At 60.9% G+C, this 18250-nt stretch carries 26 protein-coding genes; 12 read left to right on the forward strand and 14 right to left on the reverse strand.

Annotation, left to right across the window (positions count from 1 at the left end; all coding sequences use genetic code 11):
* Positions 1–552: 552 nt before the first annotated feature.
* Together GGD66_RS30915 and GGD66_RS30920 are read left to right on the forward strand one after the other, a co-directional pair.
* Positions 553–1371, forward strand: a complete 819-nt coding sequence (locus tag GGD66_RS30915) for a YiiX/YebB-like N1pC/P60 family cysteine hydrolase (protein WP_183260127.1) — start codon at positions 553–555, stop codon at positions 1369–1371.
* 443 nt (positions 1372–1814) lie between these two features.
* On the forward strand, positions 1815–2702 hold the full coding sequence (locus GGD66_RS30920) for a LysR family transcriptional regulator (protein ID WP_183260129.1): 888 nt from the start codon (positions 1815–1817) through the stop codon (positions 2700–2702).
* Between the two features lie 325 nt (positions 2703–3027).
* On the opposite strand, the gene GGD66_RS30925 is transcribed toward GGD66_RS30920, so the two are convergent.
* From GGD66_RS30925 to GGD66_RS30935, 3 genes are all read right to left on the reverse strand, one after another.
* Positions 3028–3441 (reverse strand): cupin domain-containing protein, encoded by a 414-nt coding sequence (locus GGD66_RS30925; RefSeq protein ID WP_183260131.1) that lies wholly within the window; start codon positions 3439–3441, stop codon positions 3028–3030.
* A gap of 1498 nt (positions 3442–4939) precedes the next feature.
* Positions 4940–5320 carry a response regulator transcription factor gene (locus GGD66_RS30930; RefSeq protein ID WP_183260133.1) on the reverse strand — a complete coding sequence of 127 codons (381 nt, stop codon included), beginning with the start codon at positions 5318–5320 and terminating at the stop codon, positions 4940–4942.
* 39 nt (positions 5321–5359) lie between these two features.
* Complete coding sequence (locus tag GGD66_RS30935; protein ID WP_246789043.1) at positions 5360–6958, reverse strand: MASE4 domain-containing protein; 1599 nt, start codon at positions 6956–6958, stop codon at positions 5360–5362.
* A 420-nt stretch (positions 6959–7378) separates the two neighbouring features.
* Between GGD66_RS30935 and GGD66_RS30940 the strand changes: the two genes are divergently transcribed.
* The 5 genes from GGD66_RS30940 to GGD66_RS30960 all read left to right on the forward strand — a co-directional run bounded on the left by GGD66_RS30940 (position 7379) and on the right by GGD66_RS30960 (position 10041).
* Entirely contained in the window at positions 7379–7666 is a 288-nt protein-coding gene (locus tag GGD66_RS30940) for a hypothetical protein (protein WP_183260135.1), read from the forward strand.
* Between the two features lie 445 nt (positions 7667–8111).
* On the forward strand, positions 8112–8621 hold the full coding sequence (locus GGD66_RS30945; protein WP_183260137.1) for a hypothetical protein: 510 nt from the start codon (positions 8112–8114) through the stop codon (positions 8619–8621).
* Complete coding sequence (locus GGD66_RS30950; protein ID WP_183260138.1) at positions 8618–8920, forward strand: hypothetical protein; 303 nt, start codon at positions 8618–8620, stop codon at positions 8918–8920. Before GGD66_RS30945 ends, GGD66_RS30950 begins: the two co-directional genes overlap by 4 nt.
* Before the next feature lie 2 nt (positions 8921–8922).
* Entirely contained in the window at positions 8923–9645 is a 723-nt protein-coding gene (locus tag GGD66_RS30955) for an SOS response-associated peptidase (RefSeq protein WP_183260141.1), read from the forward strand.
* A 126-nt stretch (positions 9646–9771) separates the two neighbouring features.
* Positions 9772–10041, forward strand: coding sequence for a hypothetical protein (locus GGD66_RS30960; protein ID WP_183260143.1), 270 nt, complete (start codon positions 9772–9774; stop codon positions 10039–10041).
* Here the strand turns inward: GGD66_RS30960 and GGD66_RS30965 are convergent.
* Positions 10038–10211, reverse strand: coding sequence for a hypothetical protein (locus GGD66_RS30965; protein WP_183260145.1), 174 nt, complete (start codon positions 10209–10211; stop codon positions 10038–10040). The two genes, GGD66_RS30960 and GGD66_RS30965, sit on opposite strands and share 4 nt — an antisense overlap.
* A 325-nt stretch (positions 10212–10536) precedes the next feature.
* Here GGD66_RS30965 and GGD66_RS30970 point away from each other — a divergent pair, with 325 nt between their 5' ends.
* On the forward strand, positions 10537–10956 hold the full coding sequence (locus tag GGD66_RS30970; RefSeq protein WP_183260147.1) for a CopG family transcriptional regulator: 420 nt from the start codon (positions 10537–10539) through the stop codon (positions 10954–10956).
* Between the two features lie 4 nt (positions 10957–10960).
* Positions 10961–12127 (forward strand): PHB depolymerase family esterase, encoded by a 1167-nt coding sequence (locus GGD66_RS30975; protein ID WP_183260149.1) that lies wholly within the window; start codon positions 10961–10963, stop codon positions 12125–12127.
* Positions 12128–12221: 94 nt separating this feature from the next.
* Here the strand turns inward: GGD66_RS30975 and GGD66_RS30980 are convergent, their stop codons facing one another.
* From GGD66_RS30980 to GGD66_RS30995, 4 genes are all read right to left on the reverse strand, one after another.
* A complete protein-coding gene (locus tag GGD66_RS30980) occupies positions 12222–12392 on the reverse strand; it encodes a hypothetical protein (RefSeq protein ID WP_246789045.1) in 171 nt (56 codons plus the stop codon).
* A 185-nt stretch (positions 12393–12577) separates the two neighbouring features.
* Complete coding sequence (locus tag GGD66_RS30985) at positions 12578–13501, reverse strand: Ku protein (protein WP_183260153.1); 924 nt, start codon at positions 13499–13501, stop codon at positions 12578–12580.
* Positions 13502–13623: 122 nt separating this feature from the next.
* Entirely contained in the window at positions 13624–13863 is a 240-nt protein-coding gene (locus GGD66_RS30990) for a DUF6894 family protein (RefSeq protein ID WP_183260155.1), read from the reverse strand.
* Between the two features lie 75 nt (positions 13864–13938).
* Positions 13939–14103, reverse strand: coding sequence for a hypothetical protein (locus GGD66_RS30995; RefSeq protein WP_183260157.1), 165 nt, complete (start codon positions 14101–14103; stop codon positions 13939–13941).
* Positions 14104–14512: 409 nt separating this feature from the next.
* Between GGD66_RS30995 and GGD66_RS31000 the strand changes: the two genes are divergently transcribed.
* Positions 14513–14713 carry a hypothetical protein gene (locus GGD66_RS31000; protein WP_183260158.1) on the forward strand — a complete coding sequence of 67 codons (201 nt, stop codon included), beginning with the start codon at positions 14513–14515 and terminating at the stop codon, positions 14711–14713.
* A 7-nt stretch (positions 14714–14720) separates the two neighbouring features.
* Here the strand turns inward: GGD66_RS31000 and GGD66_RS31005 are convergent, their stop codons facing one another.
* Both GGD66_RS31005 and GGD66_RS31010 read right to left on the reverse strand, forming a co-directional pair.
* The gene (locus GGD66_RS31005; RefSeq protein ID WP_183260160.1) at positions 14721–14882 is read right to left on the reverse strand and encodes a hypothetical protein; all 162 of its coding nucleotides are present in this window, start codon (positions 14880–14882) and stop codon (positions 14721–14723) included.
* Positions 14883–14932: 50 nt separating this feature from the next.
* Entirely contained in the window at positions 14933–15178 is a 246-nt protein-coding gene (locus GGD66_RS31010; protein ID WP_183260162.1) for a hypothetical protein, read from the reverse strand.
* A gap of 383 nt (positions 15179–15561) precedes the next feature.
* On the opposite strand from GGD66_RS31010, the gene GGD66_RS31015 reads away from it, so the two are divergent.
* Complete coding sequence (locus tag GGD66_RS31015) at positions 15562–15786, forward strand: hypothetical protein (protein ID WP_183260164.1); 225 nt, start codon at positions 15562–15564, stop codon at positions 15784–15786.
* A gap of 60 nt (positions 15787–15846) precedes the next feature.
* Here the strand turns inward: GGD66_RS31015 and GGD66_RS31020 are convergent, their stop codons facing one another.
* Positions 15847–16233 (reverse strand): response regulator, encoded by a 387-nt coding sequence (locus tag GGD66_RS31020; protein ID WP_183260166.1) that lies wholly within the window; start codon positions 16231–16233, stop codon positions 15847–15849.
* A gap of 117 nt (positions 16234–16350) precedes the next feature.
* Entirely contained in the window at positions 16351–16716 is a 366-nt protein-coding gene (locus tag GGD66_RS31025; protein ID WP_183260167.1) for a PRC-barrel domain-containing protein, read from the reverse strand.
* A gap of 158 nt (positions 16717–16874) precedes the next feature.
* Between GGD66_RS31025 and GGD66_RS31030 the strand changes: the two genes are divergently transcribed.
* Positions 16875–17066, forward strand: coding sequence for a hypothetical protein (locus GGD66_RS31030; protein ID WP_183260302.1), 192 nt, complete (start codon positions 16875–16877; stop codon positions 17064–17066).
* 244 nt (positions 17067–17310) lie between these two features.
* Here the strand turns inward: GGD66_RS31030 and GGD66_RS31035 are convergent, their stop codons facing one another.
* Positions 17311–17778, reverse strand: coding sequence for a hypothetical protein (locus GGD66_RS31035; RefSeq protein ID WP_183260168.1), 468 nt, complete (start codon positions 17776–17778; stop codon positions 17311–17313).
* A gap of 37 nt (positions 17779–17815) precedes the next feature.
* The gene (locus GGD66_RS31040) at positions 17816–18043 is read right to left on the reverse strand and encodes a hypothetical protein (protein ID WP_183260169.1); all 228 of its coding nucleotides are present in this window, start codon (positions 18041–18043) and stop codon (positions 17816–17818) included.
* Positions 18044–18250: the final 207 nt, after the last annotated feature.

Consider the following 18250-nt stretch of genomic DNA (forward strand, 5'->3'; position numbering starts at 1 on the left):
ATGGGCAATTTAGCGAACTGGCTTTATCTAATCGGGTCGCTGTGCTTTGTTCTTGGTACAGTGATCAACATGCTTCCGGTTTGAGGAAGGCGAACGTCTGTTTGAACGGTTTTAATCTTCCGCGGTCATACGCACTGGTTCTTGAGCCATTCTCGACGGAGCCAGGCGGTCCTGCCTGCCAATTGTTATCCACTGAAGCGACATGACCCTTGCACGTAGGTGAAACGCCGCGAAGGTCAAAACTCGAAATTAGCCCCAGTGCAAAGTCGATAGAGGCGTCGAGTGCCTTCATTGGTCACCTCGCTCCACCCCGCGATCTCGTACGTGCGCCCGATGAAGAGCAGCGTCGATAGCAGCCGCCGGACCAAGTGCGGCTTTCCCAACCCTGGGGGTGGTCAATCGTATCCTTTGGTATGGTCGTTTCAGACAAATGCATTGCGCAGATGGACCTCAGTGCAATGGTCCGGTCCGTCTTTCCTGAATAGGCTTGGCTAAGAGGGAGCAGTCGTCCGGAACTGTCATACGGGAACGGCCAAAAAGAAGGGAAGAGTGATGGGCTGGATGTTCGACAACCTCGAACGTTTGATCGCCAGGCTGCAGAAGCCGGCCAATCGGTGTCAGCCCCTCACCTCGGACGATGCAACGACCGCCCTACGCCACACTCTTCAACCCGGTGACGTCCTGCTGGTCGAGGGCAAAGGTCGTATTTCCAGCAGCATCAAATATATCACTCAGTCGACATGGTCGCATTCGGCGTTGTACGTCGGACCGATATCGGGCGCCACAAATGGCGGCGAGCCGCACGTCCTGATTGAAGCCAATATCGACGAAGGGGTCGTGTCGGCCCCTCTGTCGAAGTATTTGCATTGCCAAACCCGCATATGCCGGCCAGTCGGCCTGACCGATGCGGACCGCGAACAGGTCTGCCGCTACGCATTCGAACGGATAGGTCTCGGCTACGATTTCAAAAACGTCATCGACCTCATGCGCTATCTATTCCCTTGTCCATTCACGCACCGTCGGCGTCGACGAACCATCGCGCTTGGCTCCGGCGATTCGCGTCGGATCATCTGTTCGTCTCTGATTGCGCAGGCATTCGACGCCGTGCGTTACCCGGTCCTGCCCAACATCACGCACATAGAGAACAAGTCCGGGCGGTGCGAGATCGCCGAGATCCGTCATTCGTCTCTATATGCGCCGCGCGACTTCGATCTATCGCCCTACTTCATGGTGGTGAAGCCCACTCTACCCGCCGGCTTCAACTATAAAAACATGCGCTGGGCAGATCTCCAAGTTGACGCCGCACAGGCCACACTTGCGCCCGAGATAGAACGCGGGATCGCGGCAATGGTACAGCCCGACATTCCGTAAGGTGAGGGCCAGACTATTAACTTCGGAATCGGTTGTGCTGTTGTCATTAGTAGTCGCCATCGTGCTCTTTCAATAGGCTTGAACTCCGACTACCACTCATCGGCAAATTCTTCGCTGCCCTCAAAGGTTCAAAGCAAGCAGCGACCGGTTCGGAATAGCGCGCCATGACCAGCGGCTACTGACGCGTCGGCAGCTCTTGACCCCGCGCCCGGAGAGCGCTGGGGTCTTTTCCGCTCGAAGGATTGGGGCGGCTTCAGCCGTTTTCGTGCGCCGTACGCCGCACGCCGTACATTTCGACCGCCCTAGCCCTGATAGCCCTCGTCGGGCTATACACCGGGAGGCGTGAAGCTCACCGCCTTGTGACGCTCGCCACTCATTCGGTTTTCGCATAAGTTGGATCCGGGACTAAGCTCGAACATGACCAATCTCTGCGCAAAGACGAGATGACTGATCGCCTCCTTGCTCTAACACTCTTCGTCCGTGTCGCACATACCGGTAGCTTCTCGCGTGCCGGCAAGGATCTCGGACTTTCGCAACCTTCGGCGTCCCGACACATCGCGTCGCTCGAACGCGAGGTAGGCGCGGCCCTCTTCGCGAGATCGACAAGGGCCGTTGTGCTCACCGAAGCCGGGGCGGACTACCTCGCGAAGGTCGAGCCCGCGCTTGCCATTCTGGAAGAAGCGACCCAAGCCATTCACGGCAAGGGCGTACTTCGCGGCGTGCTCCGGATAGGGTTGTCGTCTAGCATGGCAATCCGGGAGGTCATACCCCGACTTCCCGCCTTCATTTCGAGGCACCCTGCGCTACGGATCGATTTGGCGATGGACGACGGTCGCCAAGACCTCATCAGGAGCGCGATCGACGTCGCGATCCGGTCCGGAAAGCTGGAGGATTCCTCTGCGACTCTAAGACGGGTAGGATCAAATCCCCTGCTCATCGCCGCCTCGCCGGCCTACCTGAAACGGGCTGGGTACCCGAAAACGCCGAACGATCTGTCCGGACATCCCGTGTTGATTGGTGTCCCGGGTTCAAATGGCGTCTGTTGCTTCGAGAAGAACGGAAGAACCGTTTCGATAAAGGTGGAAGCTCCTCTGTCCGGGAACATCAACGAAGCGGCCGTGGCTGCCGGTGTCGCCGGAATCGGGATCGTGGCTTGCAGTCTCTGGGGCTGTCGCGCCGAGCTCAAATCGGGCGCGTTAGTGCAGATCCTCAAGGATTGGAACATGGGCGCCGCCGACGTCAACGCCATATTCCCGGGCGGACGCGGAGCGAAGCTCGCAGCGCGCGCGTTCGTTGAACATTTCGCGAAAAACCTCAAGACCAACCCGTGAGTCCTGCCGCGCATCGGGCGCCTTCTTCAAAAGCCCCCAAAATGCGTTGCGCAGCTCAGCGGCGCCGTTTGCGTCGTGCCATCGGCCGCGCGCGGAGATGATGCGCTCGTGCTCCCAGGACCGCATCCGTCTGGACAGCCGCCTCCAATTCATGCCGGTGGCTGCCACTTGAAATTCAGCCGCAGATCACGCGACACCCCGCTGTACGGGGCTGCGAAGCCGCCGACCAGCGCGCGTGCAATCATCATCTGGCGCCGTCGCGAGCGGCCGGCGGGCGGCCCGCGCGGGCGCACGGTGACGAATGCCGCGCGTCGCCGTCCCGCCCTTAGGGGAACGCCAGGCCGAAAGCGGCCGGATCGGGCTTCTCGCCGTTCCGGGGGACCAAGAAGCGCTCCAGCCCACCTGGCACGAAGCTGACCAGCAGGGTCGCCTGGTCGCCGACCACCTCGATCGTATGCGGCACACCGCGGGGAAGAGCCGCGTAGGCGCCCGGCCCCACCTCGACGCGGGCATCGCCGACCCGCGCGATTAGCTGCCCCTGCACCACATAGACCAGCTCGTCCTCGCGCGAATGGGTGTGCAGCGGCGGCTCCTCCCCGGCGCGTACCGTCCACAGGACAGTGCCATAGTCACCTCCGGACTGGCGGCTCTCCACTTTCATCTCGACGCTCGAACCCCCGCTCGAGGTCACCGTCTCGCCGCCGTGGGGCGGCGTGAGAACCGGCTGCTGGACTGACATTTGTAGCTCCTGGTCGTGTTGAACATGACGAGAATGACATCGCAACGCCGGTGAGTGAAATCACCTCTCGCCATAGAGTCCATAGAGGATCGTTATTGCCGGCGCGCCGCGTGATCCCGTAGCGAGGAATGCCACCTGGCTCTGCAGAAACTCCTAAAACCGTTGCCCGATGGAGGTTGCGCATGCCAATGCGCGCCGCCGTCCTTGACTCTGACGCAGCTCCTACGATGGATTTGTCGGCGCGATTCGCCGACTGGATGCCGAACCACGTAAGAGAGCGAAAGATTTCGCGATTTTGCAAACTGGGCAGGACGCCTACAGAAACATTTCGACAATCCGAACTCAGATCTCGTGGTGGTGACCAAGCCGTAATGAGCCCCCAAGTGACAGTTAGGATCTTTGGATACGTGATCCCTTCTCCGTTTCCTGATTGGGGTCGGCCGGGATCTGTCCGCGCCTTCAGCGAAGCGTTCCATTCGCTCTTGCCGGACTGCCTGGAGGATTGGGTAAGCGACGACAACGTGGTCCTTGTGATCGTTCGTTAAAACGCGCGGCCCGGAACAATTTTGAGCAAGCTTTCGTCCGTTTGCGCACGCATAGACCCATTGCGGAAGCGGTCGGCATTAAGGGGAAGCGCCCTAAACCTTCGTATTAGTTCCGCGACACCATTGGGATGACGCGACGACTAGACGTTCAATTGAGTTGCTGATCGCAATCGACCTAGCGTGCATGCGTTGGAAAAGCGCATGGCCTCATGAAGTGCGATCCTGAAAAAAGGATGATCGACGAACGGCTGCGATAAAGCCAAGAGGAGACTACAATGCCCAACTGCTCTGAAAGTCCGAGGTCCAGCGCAGTGCCGCGCGATGCGCAGTTTGTGGTGGTAAGTTTGGTCTCGTCCGGCACTACTCGTGGCGAGCACCTCTTTGTTCCAAGAAGTGCGTCGATGGGTTCAGAGCTCGCAGGGAAAGCGACCGCAATTGGGTGGGCTGGCTCCAGATCACCCTTCAACCAGCTGCCAGAGAACCGCGGGAGGGCCTCGTGATGGTCCAGATCTCACAACGAGGCAAGGCATATTTAGAGACAGCATGGATTTGGCTCCGCGCAGCCCAAACCATGACCGACTCAGCGATCGCGGGGCACCTTAAGGTCCTTGCCGACGATTACGAGCGGCGAGCTGAGAAAGCATCGCATGCTGATGCGGCAAAACATCGGTCCGATTGGCCGAGCGCATGACCGGGTGCGCAGCTTACTGATGCACATGCCCCAACCTCTCCTGGGATTTTTGAAGTGCACAGACCTTCAGCGCGCACCGTGGGATCCGAGAGCCAGCTTCTCAAGTATGCTAGACGGGAGGCTAATGGGCGAAACGGCAAAACTGATAAGGAAATGCGTATTACCTTATCAGTCGATGTGGCACGGAACCTTGCAGACCATGACGTCGCGTTTTCCGTCCTCGGTCACCCTCGCATGTGACTGCGATCATCATGAACGGTATTCATCTGGCTTGGCCCCGCTCCAGAGCCAACGAGACCCACCTAAACAAAGCATCCTCATCGCATGGCTTGGTCAGGCAGCAAATGATGCCATCAGCCAACGCACGAGCCCGAACGCTGTCGTCGAGGTCAGCGCTGATCAGGATCGTTGGAATGGCGTAGCCCGACTCCACCAAGCGACGATGCAGCTCAATCCCGGTCATTCGCGGATAATGGAGGTCCACGATCAGGCAGGAGGTATTGCAAACATTCGGGGAGGACAAAAAGGCCAGTGCGGATGGGAAGGCCTCGACCGTGAACTCCGCCGATTTCAGTAGACCCGCCATAGCATCGCGAAAGTCCTCATCATCATCGATGATCGAGATCAGGCTCTCCGTAGGCAATTCGGCCTCCTGCAGCTTTCAAGAGTAGCACTGCGCATGCTAATGCTCCCGGTGGGCGGGCAGCGTGAAGTGAAAAATGGCACCTTGGGGCAGATTGGCGGTCACCCACAACCGTCCCCCATGGGCCTCGATGATCGACCGGCAAATCGACAGCCCCATCCCCATCCCGTGCACCTTGGTCGTAAACTGCGGTTTGAATATCAGATCGATAGCGCTCGGTTCGACACCCTTCCCCATGTCTTCCACCGATACCATCAGACTGCCGGAGTCGTAGACTCTAGACCTTAAGGAAAGTACCCGGTCCACATCTTCAACGGCCATTGAATCGATCGCGTTCGTGATCAAATTCACGAGCACCTGCTGCAACTGAACCCTGTTGCCCTCTATCGGTGGGAGCGAGTGGTTGAAGTCGACGTTAACCGCTACCCGATGCGTCTGCAGGTCGTCGCGCACGAGCGCCAGAGCTTCGCGGATCAGATCGTCGACGTCGAGCGAGGTCCGGGTTCGCGCATCCCTCTGGAAGAGCGTCCGAATATTCTCAATCACCGCATTTGCACGGTGCCCGTTGCTCACGATTGCCTGCAATGCGGCTTTGGCCTCATCGATGTTGGGCGTCGCGCGATCGAGCCAGCGCAGGCTCGTACTAGCGTTCATAATCATCGCTGACAATGGCTGCTTGATCTCGTGCGCAACGGTGACTGCGACCGCGTCCCCCGTCAGCAGACGCACTTCGCGCTCGCGGCGTTGGGCAAGGACTGCGCGCAGCAGTTCACCGTATAGCATCGTCACTTCTTTCATCAGAATGAGCAGCACAAAGCTGCCGGAAAGCACGCCGTAAACTCGCCCGGCATACCAGCCGACGCTGAAGCGGTACGGGATAGGAAAGGCGGTGAGGGCAATCTCGATGATGTATGCGAACAAGACTAACATCAGCCAGAGATCGAGCACCGAGCGGTGCCGCCGCCATAGCAAGACAAGCGCGATGACGAATAATGCCGCCATCGGTCCGATCACGTAGTACCAGAGATAGGAAACCTCCGCCGTGTCAAGCATGATGCGCGGGAGGAGCGCATGACCTGCTGTAACGAAAACTGTCGCGCAACAGACGAGCGCGGTAACTGATCCGACACTCGTAAGGATCTTCGCTCGAATGGAGCGTGGCGAAAGCCACTCCATCGGATTGGCATCCTTCAGCAGTATATAGAGGATCGCGAACAGGGCGAAGCCCACGTGCGACACGACATAGAGCCAAACCGTACTCTGGAGGCCACCGCCAAGGCCGCCCTCCGGCGCCAATACGCCCGGAAATGTGAGCGTCCAAGGAATTGCGATGAGCGCCGTCAGGAAATAGCCATTCGCCAGTGCGAGGAGCGCATGCGAGCGTAGGATGGAGAACTGCGAGAAGAGCAGGGCTGCAGTGATAGAGTCAATGACAAAAATCGCAGTGCCGTAGGCGGGTACAAAGGCGTCAACCCGCCTCAGCGGCAGGCCCGAGAGCGGGCCTGCCACGATGACAAAGATAAGGAGCAGCACTAGCACGACGCCAAGCGCGAACCGCCTTTGAGCGCCGCTGGGCGAAAGATTCGAGAGTACAAGCTCGTGCGCCTGTAATCCGGCCGCTGACCTTTCCATGGACATATTCGCCTCACGTCGAAAGGCCGCCACGGGCGGCAATTTCGAATTCGCCGCCTCTAATTCGAAATCAGACTTCCAGAATGTGGTACCTTTCCTATCCACCATTTGCTCGACGAGATCTCACTAGGCCAAAGTCGCAGGGCGCCTCGACCACAGTCTAGTGCTAGCGATCACCTTCGCCAATGCCGGCACGACGCGATTCAATTGAGTACGCCTCTCTGACCTGACCCCGCCGAAAGATGCTCAGCCCGTTGAGTGGAAGGAGCACGGAGTGCACGGGGAAAAGGACACGAGAGCTTCACTTGAGGCCCACTCGGGGCCGGAGGTGGGCTGCCCGGGCGCGGTCGTTAGCTGTGCTGCTTCAGAAACCGCCCGCTCCTGCCCACGCCCGCGCAACCCTCTGTATCGCCCAGAACAGCGCCGATGATCAGGGTCAGCACGCGTCTCGATCACATCGGAGGCCTTGCATCGAAGGCCTGCCGGCGATGGATCAATTTCGGAGGGTTGATCAGCTACCGGCACAACTCTCCGAGAGCCTACACGAGCGCCGGAACCCACGTCGGCCGGATCCACAACGGCGAAAAGCCCGCCGACCTGCCGGTCATGCAGCCGACCAAATTCGACTCCCTGACCAATTTGAGGACAGCCAATGCGGTCGGACTGACGGTGCCACTGACGCTGCTCGCCGAAGCCGGCGACGTGAGCGAATAGGACGCAATTTACGCATGAGTCCGCAAGTGGCGTCTAGCTGACGGTCCGACGTCCGCAGGCGGGGTCTGCTATTCGAGCAGAGCAGACACACCCTCTAGGATCTTGTTCGGACTGATAAGCTTGTCGCTTTTCCTTATCAGTCATCAACTGACTCCGTTTTGTTAGAAACCTTATCAGGCGAAAGAACTGACTCCGCTTGCGACCAAGCCTCATGAGTGCGCGAATTCTCAAGGTGCCACACAAGAACGAGCTTCCGGATCAAAAAATACAACAAGCTCAATGCGACAGCGGATTGAGGCAACAGTTCAAGCCTGCCTGGCAACTGACCTGCCAAGCCAACTGTTGCCCCACATCAAAACATTGACCAATGACAGGTACCGGTACTTTCCCCATCACCTACCCCTAGCGACTTTCCCGAACTTGGATTCGGCGCGAATATGACGGAATGTCCCCGCGCATCGTTCCTATCCCACTCTCCGGCGATCTGAGGAAAGCTCAAGCAAAGGGCGTCCGTCATGCTGACGGCCTCCATGATACTTACTTCGAGCAGTCGAAGCTGATCCGCAGCGCAGCAGAAGCCAAGATCCGTGAAGCCGATAGGCTGGAATGCGAGGCGTGGAATGCACTGATGTGGGCATGGATGACTGGTGAAATGCGCCCGGTCGTCGACGACAAGCAAGCCAATCCTACCATCGGCAAGGCCATCAACGGCGGATACGATCTGCTCGAGGCCAAGTGCAAACGTTGTCGGCGCCTTTCACTGGTTTCATTGCGTGATATTAGGCGACCGGCGCGGACGCCGATCTTGATGCTCGAGGATGCACTGTTCTGCCAACCGTGCAGCGAGGGGAAACATTACACTCATCGCCAGCGCGCGTTCATCGTTGGCCTCACCTACGCTAGCCCGGGCGCCCCTTCATCCGGCGCAGCAAGCGATGGGAAACGGCGACGATGACGATCTTCCGATTATCTCCGATCGATACTCGTTCCGGTGACGAAAAATGGTCTGCGTCCACCATCCAGGAGACGGTGTGGGTCGAAGCGCGGGATGACCTGCACGCTCGCCATTTGGTGGAAGCAGCTACGCTCAAAATGATTGACGCGAAGCCAGGCCGGCCAACGCTATTCTCGCCCTGGCTAGATCAGGTAATTGCGTCGTGCTTCCCCGACAACGATGCGAAGAGGCCTGCAAAGGGACAGATGCTGACCGCATCGGGCAAAGCTATCGCTATCCCGGGCGCCGAGTTTGACTGAGAATGTGCAATCTGTATTCCATCATCACAAATCAGGAAGCAATCAGCGCTCTCTTCAGAGTCGTCAACCGATACGTCGGCAATCTAGCGCCAATGTCGGGTGTGTTTCCGGACTATAAGGCACCGATCGTTCGAACTGGTGCCAAGGGACGAGAACTCGCGCTCGCGCGCTGGGGCATGCCGTCGTCGTCAAAGGCGCAAATGGATGCGACCAAGAAGCGTGCCGAAAAATTGCAAGCGAAGGGCAAGGCCGTAGATTTCAAGGAATTGCTCCGGATGGAGCCTGATTCCGGAACCACCAACATCCGCAACTTGAAGAGCAAACACTGGACGCGCTGGCTGGGTCCGGAGCACCGCTGCGTCATCCCGTTCAACTCGTTCAGCGAGTTCAACAAGGCCGAAGGTGGCGACATCTGGTTCGCGCTCGACGAGACCCGCCCGCTCGCCTGCTTCGCCGGCATCTGGACCAACTGGACATCGGTCAGAAAGGTCAAAGAAGGCGAGACCACCAACGACCTGTACGCGTTCCTGACGACGGAAGCCAACGCCGAAGTCTTCGCCGTCCATCCGAAGGCGATGCCGGTGATCCTGACTACGCCCGAAGAGGTGGAGACCTGGATGACCGCGCAGGCGGACGAGGCGCTGCGGCTGCAGCGGCCGCTTCCTGACGGGACGTTGAAGATCGTTGGCCGCGGCGTGAAGGAGGACCCAGCACCGGCCGCGTAGTTCTTCACAGGCGCTGCGAAACACGTGGACAAGCCGAAGCTCTGCCGATTGCGAATCCCAGACCCGTGCTAACCGCCCGGAACGAGCAGGCGGCCGGAAGGATTCGTCCCGGCGGGAGCGATTTCGATGCTTATGACGAAGGAACGACGACCGGCGCTCCGGACGTTGCGCGGCTGGGCGATCTCGGTGCTGCAGGAAGCCGGGGCCATCCGCGAGTGCGAAGAGCACGGGTGGATGCAGGACCGCGCCGACCCGCACGCTCGCGAGCGGGCCTTCGACATCGCACGTCGGGATTCGCCGGCCGGTGTCGCTCCGGACGAGGCCGTCGCCGAGATCCGCGATGTTCTGGATTCGGTCGGCGACACCTGCCCGGAGTGCCCGCCCGAGGCCGACTAAGCCGCCTCTTCCGTCATGCCGCGGTCGCGGCGAGCCGAGGCACGAAGGCGAGTGAGTTCGATCCACGCCAGCGCGGCGTTGATCCATCTCTGCCGTTCAGCTCCATCAGCTTCGGCGGCCAGCTTCATGGCCGCAAACGCCTCGCGCTCGGGATCGTATTCGACGTCCATGGGCTGAAATATAATCGCGGACCGTAAACGATCACGCAGCGATGCGACCGTAGGAATCCGGGGGCCGTCACAACCGCAATCGCGATGCTACTTCTCCGGAAGCGTCACGCCTCAGCTCGCCTAATTTGTCGATGAGCTGCTCCTGAGGCTCGGGATCGGGCGCCTCGCCGGCTGGCGGCTACTGCAGGAGGTGATGCCGGTGGCACTAGCCGGCCCCCGGACAGATCGAACTTTCGCGCAGAATGCGGCAAGGCGGATCTTGCGGCTTGACCCAACACCATCCATATGCCATCTGATAAGATGGCATATGGATGGTAATAACAGGATGGCCGGCAACGTGCACGAAATCCGACCAAAGCCGTCGGACTCGGAAAAAATCACGATCAATCTTGGGTTCGTCGATCTCGGTCAGGTCGACTTGATGGTCCAGGAAGGATTCTACTCAAACCGGACCGATTTCATCCGAACAGCAATCCGCAACCAGCTCGAACGTCATGCCGACGTGGTCAAGCAGTCCACGGTCCGAAAGAGTTTGGACCTCGGGCTACGGCACTACAGCCGCGAGGATCTCGAGGCGACGCGGCGGGCGGGCAAGATGCTGCACATCAATGTTCTGGGCCTTGCGACCATCGCCCCAGACGTGACGCCCGAACTTGCTCGCGCGACGATTGCCTCGGTCTCCGTGTTGGGGGCCCTGCACGCCAGTCCCGCCGTCAAATCCGCTCTCGCCGACAGAACGAGGTAAGGCCATGCTGAATCAGGACATCGTTCGCGAAGCCACACGCCTCACGCGCTCGGGCCAGCTCGTCGAAGCCACCGCACTACTTCAACGCATGCTTCGGGGCGAGAACGCGCCAGACGTCACCGCCCCCAGCACATACCGCTCCCACTCTACACCAGGAGAGCCGCCGACCATCGACGCTAAGGCAAATGCCGCAGAGATGGGGAGCCCGCGACGGACGGCCCGTCCACCGGCGGATCTCACCAAGAACCTGCCTGGGCTCGGACTGAGAGGATCGGTGAGACGCGTTCCGTCCATGGCGGAGATTGTGCCTCAAGGCGGCAGGTTCGTCGAAGGCGTCTACGGTAACGCCGCGGGAAGCCGCACGTACCGCCTCTTCATCCCGAGCGGCTATCATGGCCAGGCCATTCCGCTAGTCATCATGCTCCACGGCTGCACGCAGTCGCCGGAAGATTTCGCCGCCGGCACGCGGATGAATTTTATCGCCGAAGAACAGACTTGCTTTGTGGCCTATCCTGCACAGGGCGCCGAAGCAAACCATGCGAAATGCTGGAATTGGTTTCGTCCGGGCGACCAGCAGCGCGGCAGGGGCGAACCCTCACTCATCGCCGGGATCACTTGCCAGATCATGCGCGAGCATTGCGTCGACCCCAAACGCGTCTACGTCGCCGGACTGTCGGCAGGCGCGGCGGCCGCTGCAGTCATGGGATCCACCTACGCCGATTTGTACGCGGCGATCGGGATCCATTCCGGACTAGCCTGCGGGGCGGCCACGGACCTTTCCTCGGCACTGATTGCCATGAAGCAAGGCGGCGGGTCCGATGAAAGGCCGGCAGGTGGCCCATCCATTCCGACGATCGTCTTCCACGGCGACCGCGACAACACGGTGCATTCGAAAAACGGCGCGCGAATTGTCCGGCAATCCGTTGGTGGGACAAGCACGACGACGAAGGTGCATCGCGGACGGGTGCCGGGCGGGCATGCCTACACTCGCACGGTCCATACTGACGTCTCCGGACGCAGCATCCTCGAGCACTGGGAAATCCACGGCGCCGGACACGCATGGTCGGGGGGCAGCCCCGCCGGCTCCTACACCGATCCAGACGGACCGGACGCAACGAGAGAAATGCTGCGCTTCTTCCTCGAGCATTCGCTCCCGCAGGGGCGGAATTGAGGTAGCATCCGCTTTTCATCTCGGTGATGGGAAGCGGACGTCGCAATCGTCTCCATCGATCGGGAGCCCGCTGGCGCTAACCGCTTTAAGGGAATCAGGTCTTTGGCTTCTGTTTCGCTGCAGCCTCTCGAGCGATCCGCTCCGCCTTCAGGCGCTCCCGGTTTGCATGGAACGCCTGTTGGTCGCGCTCATGCTCTGAGACCGGCGCCTCCGCGCGCGCGTCGCGAAACACCTTGCGGGCTTCCCGTTGGGCAACGGTCGGCATCCGTCGGTCCGATATGCGATTGTTCATTGCTCCCTCCTTCGGGCGCAAACGGTCCTTGCGCTATGTTGCGCATTCGGACCGCCAACCTTGGGGTAGGTTTTCCCCCGGATGGGGCTTTTGGGGGCCGGGGGCTTGGATTCGACGTTTCGCGAACCCGTTCGTTCCAATCCTCCTGCTGTAGAAAATCACGCAGACTTCCGCTGCGGTTTGGCCGGCCTTTTCGCCGTAGCTTCCTTCGCCGTCTTCTTGCCCTCGATCGGCATCAGCATTTCCTTCTGGCCGGCGGCCGCCTTTCGCGGCTTCTTGGTGGGCTTTGCGGCCTTCGCCGATGCGGCCTCGTTGCCGACGGACCGCCGCAGCGCCTCCATTAGATCGACGACGTTGGTCGATGCTGGACGCTCCTTCGGCGTGATCGGCTTGCCGGCGCGCTTCTTGTTGATGAGGTCGATCAGCGCGGTCTCATAGTGGTCCTCGAACTTCTCCGGCTCGAACCGCCCGGCCTTCTGATTCACGATGTGCTTGGCGAGATCCAGCATGTCCTTCGTGACCTTCACGTCCTGAATCTCGTCGAAATACTCATGCTCGCTACGGACTTCGTAGGGGTAGCGCAGCAGCGTACCGACGAGCCCCTTGTCCATTGCCTCGAGGGCGACGATGTGCTCGCGATTGGTCAGCACCACGCGGCCGATGGCGACCTTGTCCATCTCGCGAATTGTCTCGCGGATCACCGCGAAAGCGTCGTGGCCGACCTTGCCGTCCGGGCGGACGTAGTACGGGCGGATCAGGTAGCGCGGGTCGATGTCGGCCTTGTCAACGAACTCGTCGATCTTGATAGTGCGAGTGGACTCCAGAGCGATCTCCTCGAGTTCCTCTTTCGAGACCTCGATGTACTGGCCCTTGCCGAGCTCATAGCCCTTGACGATGTCCTCGTTAGGCACCTCGTCGCCAGTGTCGGCATCAACCTTCAGGTACTTGATGCGATGTCCGGTCTGCCGGTTGAGCTGGTTGAAGCTGATCTTCTCGGATTCGGAGGTGGCCGGATAAAGCGCGACCGGACAGGTGACTAGGGACAGACGCAGGAAGCCTTTCCAGTTGGCACGCGGGGCCATGTACGCAGAACTCCGTTGGGGCGGGCCTGGATTCAAGACGAACGAGGCGGTCCGGTTCCGACATGGCCGACGGGCGGCGGAAGCATTTCACCTTGCGAGGGGTATTCGCCCGGCCCCTGGCGTCAGCGCACAGCGGCGTGCTCGATCTCGAAGCGAAGGCCCACGCGGAGAACGGGCCCTGCGTCATCCCGAACTTCGACCGCCAAGTTGCGAACCTCGGACCCTGGCAGTACGTCCTTGGCGAAGTCCGCCATGGCCCGGGACGCCTCCCGTTTCACGTCCTCGAACGAAGCGATCTCCACCCCGACGTCGTCGAAGACAAAGTTCTCGTTGTCGGAGGTATCGAAGTAATAGCGCGGCATTCACGAAAACCGGCTGCGGCGGCTGCGGTTCCTAGGCGCCCACGCTTTCGGCGCGCCGCGACCGGCGCGGCCAGATCATTCCTCGCGCGTGGCGGCATTTCCCGATTCGAGCAAGTTCAGCGCGGTCTCGATCTGCGCGAGCAGCCGCTCGATTTCCTCGCGCTCGTTCGGTCCGGCACCGTTCTCCAGTCGCTCCATGAGCGCCTGCTTGCGCGCAAGCAGGTTTGCGACAGCCGACACCTCGCACCTCCCAGGTTCGGTAACAATAATGGAGTTGGTGCGCCTATGAACAACTTGCCAGTCCCAGCGTCTTCCTGGCCGTCAGACCAGACCGTCCTTCTGCACCCCTATTTCGCCGGCGGCCGCAGCGGGCCGTCCACCCACTTCCGGGCGGCGGGATCGTGCAGCGGGTCGTCGTCGCACTCGGGACAGACGTAGCGCTCGCCGCCTCTGGCGGCGGCGTCGCGAACAAGCTTCATCGGCCGCCCACAGTGCGGGCACGGCTTCCGGATAGGATGCAGCATCGACATTTGGCTTCCCCCGCCGATCAGCGTAGTGCCCTTCGCCTTGCGGGCACAAGCGATCTCTTGACGCGAACGCCGAAGACCGTCGAAGATCGGCGTCCGTGGTGTTGTTGCAGGGTGGCGTCATGGAAGAGTTCTACAGCGGGTTCGCGCAGCGGGCGCGGGATCTGGCGGAGAAGGCAGACCCGTTTACGCGCAGAAGACTGCTTGATCTGGCCAAGAGGTACGACGCCAAGAGCAGACCCGGATCTCCTGTCGGAAGATCCATTCCGCCGCCGCGCGCGACGCCGCCCGCCGTGCTGTTCTCTGGTTCCGGCGAAATTTGACTCAGCCCTACCCGTCCTTCGGGTCCGGCGAAGCATTGGCCCGGCATTGGTATTCTTCCGTCAGGGCGGAGAGCCGCTCGATCACCTCGGGATCGGTGATGGAAGCAGCAAGGCGGCTGCACCTCTGGGCTTCGGCGAGCAATCGGGTCTTCTCGTCTTCCATGGCCATTCCGGCCCGCTTCCAGGCGGGTCGCGGCCTCCTCCGTAGCCGCAAGCGCGTCATCCGTCCTTCAGCGCATCCTTGGTGTCCTTCGCAGGCCAACTGTCGCCGAGGGGCCTGACACGCACCTTCCCGCCAGCCCCCAGCAGTTCGTGGGTGGCGACCTCATCTTTGGCCTCGACGACCGTCAGCTCGGTTTCGGGCTTCCAGTCGAGCGTCAGGTCGAGATCGCCCGGAAAGATCTGCCAGCGCGAGCCGTCTTCGAGTTCGACGATGTGGCTTTCGGAATGGGAGCGGATCTTCATCTCAGGCCGCATCAAGAGTCCGAGGCGGGTGGCGCGGCACGAACGGGCGCCGCAGCCGGCCCGCCTCGTCACCGTGACACCTTGGACACCTGAACCGGACATCCGGCTGCGCGGATGACGTCCGCTGCAGGCTCGCGGCCATCGGCCAGGCGCCGCAGCGGGGGCATTTTTCCAAGAGGGTCTCGGTTTCGATCATCGTGACGGCTCCTTCAAGGCGAGCCCCCCGTGGTTGCGAACGGCGTGGACCTGCACAGGTTCCCGCCTCGACGCCCTGCCAGCGAAACCGTCCGCGACGGACAGATCCCATTTGTAAACCAACAATCGCTCTTACCGTTGTGCCGCATCCGGACGCCCTCGACTGCGCGTGCCCCGAAACGGCAACCATGAAGACCTACTCGCACCAGCATCTCGATTCAGCCGGCGCTTGGGACCGGACCTACCTCGAGTCGCTAATCCGCGAGGATTTCGAGCGATGCCATCCCGGCGAGACGCTGGAGGATCTCAAGCGGCGTGCGTCGTTTTCCAGAGAGGACAGAGGCCTGCTGCGGGACTGGATGCTGGTCGCGGGGGCGCACGCCGCGGCCGCACACCAAGTCAAAGAACGCTAACGATCAGCCGCAACCGATGTGGGCACGATCGAAGCATCGGAAACTCACCACGATTCCGGTTCAAGCCGGCGAGGCTCCGGTATCAAGTAGCTGCGAGACGGCGGCAGCCAATTGCGCCGGCGCAAAGGGCTTTTGGATCAGGACGCTGCCGTCGACGCCCTGCGATTGCCAGTCAGGCGCGCTGGCGCTCGTCATGTAGACCACAGGAAAGCCAGGCGTGATTTCCCTGATCTGCCGCGCCAGCTCCCAGCCGCTGATGCCGTCACCCAGGTTGACGTCCGTCAGCAGGACTCGACATCCCTCGCGGCCATCGCAAAAGGTGCACATGGCCTCTTCCCCCGAATGGACCGAGCAGGCCTCGAAACCGCCGTCGGACAAGGCGTCCTCGACGAAGCTTGCGATGAGAGCTTCATCCTCCACGACCAGAACACGAACGGCATCACTCACTTTCAAATCTCCTCGGCGACCGAGCCGGGTCGTCTCGCGTGCGGCAGTGCGCTGGTCCGCAGTCCGGCGGAAGAGCAACCTCCGCCGTCAGCCAGCCAAGCACCGTAATGCGCCGTGTCAAGCCACCGGCACACCGTAATAGGCGTTCAACGAGCGCGTCGTCGCCGGGTCGCTCCAATTCCAACTGCTCTCGTCGGCGTATTTGGGGGCGCCGCGGAGCTGGTCCTGGGAAATGCCGGTGACTACATAGCCGCCGAGGTTGGTGTCGTATTTCAGCGTCTGCCATGGCAGCGGATAGTGATCGTCGCCGATGCCGAGCAGGCCGCCGAAGCTGAGCACCGCGTACGACACGTTGCCGCTGATCTTGTCGATCATGACGCGCTCGATGTAGCCGACCTTTTCGCCCTTCGCGTCGTACGCGTTCGTGCCCTCGACCTTGTCGCTGCCGATCAGGCTGAACGTCTCGCGATCTTCCATGGTCATGTTGACCTCCTGGGTGTTGTCTTTGGCAATCAACGGGGCCACGATGCCTCTGTTCCTGGCACAATCCGGGGCGAAAAGTTGATTTCCCAGGGATGAAGCGGCCGGATCGGATGACGCGCCGCAATGTGCCGGACGAAGTCGGCGAGCGGAGTTGGAGCATGGAGCTGACCGATCTGGAGCGGAATTTTCTGAGGAAGCTCCTCGGCGAATCCTGGGTCAGCCCGCCGACGTTCGACCATGAAATCGTGGCGCGGCTCGTGGAGCTCGGTCTCGTGGAAACCGAACCGCTTCCATCCGGAGATATCGAGTATCGCATCACCGAGGCCGGACGGGCGGCGGCTACGGCGTGAACCACAGATCGGCGAGCCGCGGGCAGATCGGAGGAACGATAGCCTTGCCGCCCTATTGAACTGCAGGGACCGTCGCCCGCCGTTGAACTACGGCGCCTGTCGCGGATAGCCAAAGGTCTCACGACCCGCTATTCAGAACTAGCGCTCGCGAGGATAGCCAAAGGCGGCGGCCTCTCGGATCCGTGTTCTCGAAGCCACGGGCATAGGCACGCGCAGCCCGCGCGAGGGCCACCCCGCACCCGCCTTATCTGCCCCTCAGCGAGAGACTGATGCGCGTTACGATGTGGTCCCACTCGCGCTCTTCGCTCGCCGGGTAGTTGAGCAGGACGCAGTGGATAAATCCGCTCGAGAAGTTGCACCGGTTGTACCAGACCTTGTCGCCCTTGTAGCTGGACACCGCAAAGAACCGAGGCGTCGTTCGCTTGTACTGAATGCGCGCGGGCGGATGCTTCTTTGCGAGAAATGCAGCGGGTGAATCATTCGAGACGTTGGATACGGCCTGTATCGTAAGGTCGGCTCGGCCGTCAGCAGTCCGAAATCGCTGTCCGTAGCCGTCCGGCCGGCCCGCCTCTTCGGTAAAGATCGAGGCCGGAAAATCGACCGAGGTACCTGTCTGCGGGATGGAGTAGGTGGTCCATCTCGCCGGTTGAGCCAAGACCATGGAAGTCGTGACGGCAAGTCCAAGAACGAGCGCCGACACCGTCGATTTCATCGCGTCTCTCCAACACTATGGAGGCCCGATCCGGAAATCACTTCTGTCCCGACGGCGCCTGGGCATTCGAATTTTTCGGGTTCTGCTTGTTAGCCTCATGATGGCCGATCGCGCAGCCGGCCGCCGCGCCGAGCTTGCCATGACCGGCCATGTGGCCGGCGACGCCGCCGACGATGGCGCCCTTGATGCAGCCCTTGGCGTCCGCGCCGGAGGCCGATGCCAGCGCCATTGCGGCCACGCATGCCGCCTTGAAGATCCATTTCATGAGCGTTCTCCGGGCTCGGTTTCCGCGAAATCAATTCGATCCGGAGGCGGTCGTTCCCGTTGCGGGCACGTTCCTGACGGCAGCTCCGCGATTCACTCATCGGCAGCGAACTCGGTCTCGTCGGCGAGAGCGACCCAGCCGTCTCGTCGAGGAGCAAGTCGCGGGCTTCCGAGTTTTCTATCTGTTGGAGCGAAATCGTCCATGCCT

Source organism: Bradyrhizobium sp. CIR48 (assembly GCF_014198315.1).
In the GTDB taxonomy this organism is placed as follows: Bacteria; Pseudomonadota; Alphaproteobacteria; order Rhizobiales; family Xanthobacteraceae; genus Bradyrhizobium.